At 52.1% G+C, this 4,972-nt stretch carries 4 protein-coding genes and 2 pseudogenes; 5 read left to right on the forward strand and 1 reads right to left on the reverse strand.

Annotated elements, in window-relative coordinates; translation table 11 throughout:
* Positions 1–55 precede the first annotated feature (55 nt).
* The 4 genes from E2L05_RS20350 to E2L05_RS20365 all read left to right on the forward strand — a co-directional run bounded on the left by E2L05_RS20350 (position 56) and on the right by E2L05_RS20365 (position 4,083).
* The gene (locus tag E2L05_RS20350; protein WP_133343683.1) at positions 56–766 is read left to right on the forward strand and encodes an IS6 family transposase; all 711 of its coding nucleotides are present in this window, start codon (positions 56–58) and stop codon (positions 764–766) included.
* Between the two features lie 296 nt (positions 767–1,062).
* The gene (locus tag E2L05_RS20355; protein ID WP_133344850.1) at positions 1,063–1,398 is read left to right on the forward strand and encodes a type II toxin-antitoxin system RelE/ParE family toxin; all 336 of its coding nucleotides are present in this window, start codon (positions 1,063–1,065) and stop codon (positions 1,396–1,398) included.
* Positions 1,398–1,748: a helix-turn-helix domain-containing transcriptional regulator gene (locus tag E2L05_RS20360; protein ID WP_133344852.1), complete on the forward strand. Its 351-nt coding sequence runs from the start codon at positions 1,398–1,400 to the stop codon at positions 1,746–1,748. Before E2L05_RS20355 ends, E2L05_RS20360 begins: the two co-directional genes overlap by 1 nt.
* A 247-nt stretch (positions 1,749–1,995) precedes the next feature.
* Positions 1,996–4,083, forward strand: a complete 2,088-nt coding sequence (locus E2L05_RS20365; RefSeq protein ID WP_133344854.1) for an AAA family ATPase — start codon at positions 1,996–1,998, stop codon at positions 4,081–4,083.
* Between the two features lie 75 nt (positions 4,084–4,158).
* Here E2L05_RS20365 and E2L05_RS20370 read toward each other — a convergent pair.
* A pseudogene (locus E2L05_RS20370) lies at positions 4,159–4,305 on the reverse strand (transposase); the annotation flags it as partial.
* 157 nt (positions 4,306–4,462) lie between these two features.
* Between E2L05_RS20370 and E2L05_RS20375 the strand changes: the two are divergent.
* Positions 4,463–4,972, forward strand: a pseudogene (locus E2L05_RS20375) (IS1634 family transposase); the annotation flags it as partial.

Here is a 4,972-nt window from a genome sequence, read left to right on the forward strand (position 1 = left end):
GGGACTGTTGCATTAGCTTCGTTTCGTAGCGACGATGTGGCTTTGGAGGTTCTCGATGCCGCATAAATCACCGTTCAAGCACCATCGTTTTCCACGTGAGATCATCCTGTGCGCCGTACGCTGGTATCTGCGCTTCCCGCTGTCCTACCAAGATGTTGTGGATCTTCTGGCGGAGCGCGGCGTCAACGTCGATCGGTCGACCGTGTATCGCTGGGTCCAGAAGTTTGGCCCGGAGCTGACGCGGCGCACCGAACGGCATCTGCGCCGCGGCAGCGTTGATTGGCATGTGGACGAAACGTATATCCGCGTCGGCGGCAAGTGGCGCTACCTCTGGCGCGCGATCGATGCCAACGGGCAGATGGTTGACTTTCGGCTGACCGCAAGACGCGATGCGAAGGCCGCGAAAGCCTTTCTTTGCAAGGCGATCGAGCGCGTGCGGCTCCACCGGCCGGTAACAATCTGCACCGACAAGGCACACGCCTACCGGCGCGTCATCCGCGAGATCAACCACCGATATGACCCGCACTTCGACAGCATCCGTCACATTGACCGGAAATGGCGAAACAACCTGATCGAGAGCGACCACGCCGCAATGAAACGGCTCCTTGGCTATCGCCAGAGTTTCCGCTCGCTCCGATCCGCCAAAGCGACCCTCAGCGGAGTCGAAACGATTCGGACCATCAAACGCGGCCATATCCACCACAAACAACCCGGCGTCAGAGGCGAGATTGAATTCATCGCCAGCCTCTTCAAAACCGCCACGTAACCACCTGTGCCATCAGGGAAAGCTCAACACGCGCAAATTAACGCAACAGTCCCACCCCGCAAGGGGGTATTCCGGCAGAACCATGTGTGACGGAACGACACTCAAGCGAAAGCAGGCTCATACGAAGCAGGGGAAAATGGGAACCACCTTCACACACAACAAACAGCGGCAGCGCTATTCGTCAGGTTCCAGTCAGCTCAGAAGAGCAGGTTGGACTTTCTACCCAATGATTGGGGTAGGCACAGGGGTTAGATAGTTCTTGATCTTATGGTATCGTATATGATACCTTTATTTATATGATTGAGATTGAAGTTTACACGACACCAGAAGGGAAGCAGCCGTTTATCAAGTGGCTTGCCAAGATCGACAGACAGGCCAGAAAACGGGTGACTGTTGCGTTAGGCCGATTGGAAGAGGGTAACACCGGAAGCCTCAAATCCGTCGGTGACGGTGTTTTCGAAATCAGACTCACATTCGGGGCTGGGATCAGGATTTACCTAGGCCAAGAGGGCGATAGGCTCGTGATCCTGCTGCACGGTGGCACAAAGCGCCGCCAGAGCGATGACATCGCTAAAGCCAAACAGCTTTGGCGTGATTATCAGGATGAAACCACAACAGAAAGGAAAGGATAATGCCAACCACATCATACAAAACGGCCATGAAAGCCATGGTCGATGAAAACCCCGAGCTTGGGGCGGAAATGCTGGAAGATGCGCTCAATTCTCTGCTCAGTGGTGAGCTGGATGAAGGGCGACTTTTGCTACGCCAGTTCGTCAACGCCACCATGGGGTTCAAAGAGCTGGCCGAGCGTACTGGCAAGGTGGACAAGAACCTCATGCGCACCTTGAGCGCAGCAGGCAATCCAACTGCGTCCAATCTCTTTGAGATCGTACAGGCTTGCATTCAGGCCGAAGGTGTCACCGTGGCCGCGCATGTTCAGCGGCAGGCTGACGGTAATCTGCCCCAAGCGGGCTTGCGGTAACTTACCCACAGGAAGGGCAGGGGGATTTGCTGTTTTCTCTCAGGTGATGGATGGCAAGACGGCTAAGCTGTTGCTATGACAGTGTTAGAAAAAATCACATGGGCGATGATTGCCATTTTCATCATGTACGGCGTGTTTTGGGTCAAGGCGGTATACGTCGATGCGCCAACCGTAGCGGCCACACAATAGCGACTTTGTACGACAGGATTTGATCCCTACCGTAGGACTAAAATTTTTTGAGGGCATCATGGCCGATTATGAAATTACCATCGAAAACTGCAACAGTATCGACACCGCAAACATTGGCGTGGAAAAGGGGTGCCTGAATATCAAGTTTGGCCCCAATGGGCTTGGAAAAAGCACTATCGCCAAGGCAATTGTTAGCCAAGCCCGTGACGATGGTACTTTGGCAGAACTTGTGCCTTTCAAGAGCCGTGGGAAAACCGGCGCATCGCAGCCAAAAGTTGATGGAATTGGAGATATAAGCTCAGCGCTTGTTTTCGATGAAGCATACGTAAACTTGTTTGCTTTTCAGCAGGATGAGGTTGTCAAAAACAGCTTTGATATTTTCATCAAAACGCCTGAGTACGACACCGCAATGGCTGACATTGAAAAGCTCTTTGATGGTATCAAGAAGGCCTTTGCAGATCGCCCAGAAATCGAACAAACGACGAAGGATCTCAAAGACCTTAGAGATGCCTTCGGTAAGCCTAACAAAGATGGCTCCATCGCGAAGTCTAGCAAAGTGCTCAAGGCATTTGGTTCGGGAAATAAGATTGACAATATTCCCGATGAGTTGCTGCCGTTTGAGATGTTCGTGAAAAGTGCTAACCCATCAAAATGGATAGGTTGGCAAATAAAAGGCAAAGAATTTCTAGAGTTAGGGGACACCTGCCCCTATTGCGCAACTGCCCTACCCGAACCTGAGCAAAAGGAAACAGCACTGGCGGTCGCCAAGGAATACGATGCGACGGCCATCAATCACCTCAACAATCTGAAGGAAGTCATTGAGCGGTTGGGTAAGTACTTCAGTGATGGTTGCCAAGAAAACTTAGAAAAGGTCACAAAAGCAAAAACGGAGCTGACTGCGCCGCAAAAGACCTTCCTGAGCGATCTCAAGAATAGCATAGAAGCGCTGATCCAGCAGCTAGACGGGCTGAGAACAATTTCATTCTTTTCGCTCCGCGACGTGGATGAGATCGACAAGAAAATGCCCCTTCTTAAAATTGACCTTGGCATGATTGATAAACTCGATTCCGATCAGACACGGGCTGTCACCGACCCGATAAATGCCCAATTGGATAAACTGATCGAGCAAGTCGGCAACCTCAAGGGTCAGATCAACAAGCACAAAGCGAAGATCAAAAAAACCATCGAAGAAAACCAAGATAGCATCAATGGGTTCTTGAAGTCTGCGGGCTACAAGTACTCCGTGAAGATCATATCCGAACCAGATTCTTACAAGATGAAACTGATCCACGAAGACCTATCAGAATTCGTCGACTCTGCCTCAGCACATCTTAGCTACGGCGAGAAGAACGCTTTCGCTTTGGTACTCTTCATGCATCAGGTGATTAGCGAAGACCCTGACATCGTCATTCTGGACGATCCGATCTCATCCTTCGACAAGAACAAGAAATTTGCGATCCTACACCAGCTTTTCAGGGGGAAAGGCAGTCTTCGAGATCGGACCACCTTGATGCTTACCCACGACATTGAGCCAGCCATCGACGTCGTCAAAAGCATGGCTCACAAGTTCCAAGACCCGAAGCCATCAGCAACTTTCCTCTCTTGTCGGCAAGGCGAGGTCAAGGAAACGCTCATCACGAGCGGTGATATTCGAACGTTCGCGAAAATCTGTAAGGACGTCCTTTCTGAGAACATCGACGACGTCATCAAAGCTATCTACCTGCGTAGGCACTATGAAATATTGGACAATGTTGGCTTGGAGTACAATCTCCTAGCCAGCTTGCTCCATGGGCGAGCGGTTCCAAATCTCAAAGCTGAAAACCGTGACATGACAGCTCAGGAGAAAGCCGCCGCCGAGACTGAAATCAAAATACTGATACCATCATTCGACTACGACGCATTGGTCCAGCAGATTGGTGATGATGAAGTGATGAAGGCGAAGTTCCTTGGAACTGACGTTGGATACGAAAAAATCCAACTGTTCAGGATCATCAAAGGCAAGCATCAGGACGATATCATTTGGAAATTCATCAATGAATCGTATCACATCGAAAATGAGTATGTGATGCAGCTCAACCCCCACAAGTTTGAAAGCGTGCCAGAATATGTTGTTGAGGAATGTTCAAGGCTCTTGCAAGACGCATAACATAACACCGCATTGTTATGGATTATTTGGCAACTTAAGACGGGCTAGAAGTTAGGGTCAGGACTCGTTGTCATTTCAAAGCCAGAAGATGACGGTTGCGGCGAGAGCGATGGCAGAGAGGAACACCTTGGGGCACCTGTCGTAACGGGTAGCAATCCTGCGCCAGTCCTTGAGGCGACCGAACATGATCTCGATCCTGTTGCGGCGTTTGTAGCGGCGCTCCCAAGTTCGACAAAATCTGTCGGCATTTCCCCAAATCGGCGCGGCTGCCTGAGTCATATCAATGAGTTAGCGGTGCGGTTTGGGCAAAGCGCTGTAGTCACACGTGCAGGGTTCTTATCGGCTTGTGAGCAATGCCATTAGGATGTATTCTGTAGGCATGTTTGTGCGGATCAACAAAAGCGGTGAGCGGCGCTATCTGCAGGTCGTCGAGTCCTACCGCAATGAGGCCGGCCAGCCGCGCCATCGTGTGGTTGCCAACCTTGGGCGCATCGATGGCATGGAAGATGGCCATCTCGACACTTTGATCCGTGGCCTGTGCCGCGTGGCCGGACGGGATGAGCCTGCGGCCCTGGAGATCACACATGCGCCGGCCAAGGCCTTTGGAGATGTCTTCGCGCTTCACGCGCTGTGGAAAGATCTCGGTTTTGATCGCGCTCTGGGGCGCGCGCTTCGATCCGGAAAGCGGAAGCTGGATGTCGAGGCGCTTGTGCGCGCCATGGTCTTCAACCGTCTTTGCGACCCAACAAGCAAGCTCGGCTGCCTGCGCTGGCTGGACACCGTGGCCATGCCCGAGATGCCGCCCCAGGTCGAGCACCACCACCTTCTGCGCGCCATGGACGCGCTCATGGACAATGTCGATCGGGTGGAGGCCGAGCTGGCCAAACAG

Source organism: Meridianimarinicoccus aquatilis (assembly GCF_004358675.1).
Taxonomy (GTDB): Bacteria; Pseudomonadota; Alphaproteobacteria; order Rhodobacterales; family Rhodobacteraceae; genus Meridianimarinicoccus; species Meridianimarinicoccus aquatilis.

Coding starts and splice junctions, on each gene's coding strand:
- E2L05_RS20350 (WP_133343683.1), top strand. CDS start 56: ATGCCGCATAAATCACCGTTCAAGCACCATCGTTTTCCACGTGAGATC.
- E2L05_RS20355 (WP_133344850.1), top strand. CDS start 1,063: ATGATTGAGATTGAAGTTTACACGACACCAGAAGGGAAGCAGCCGTTT.
- E2L05_RS20360 (WP_133344852.1), top strand. CDS start 1,398: ATGCCAACCACATCATACAAAACGGCCATGAAAGCCATGGTCGATGAA.
- E2L05_RS20365 (WP_133344854.1), top strand. CDS start 1,996: ATGGCCGATTATGAAATTACCATCGAAAACTGCAACAGTATCGACACC.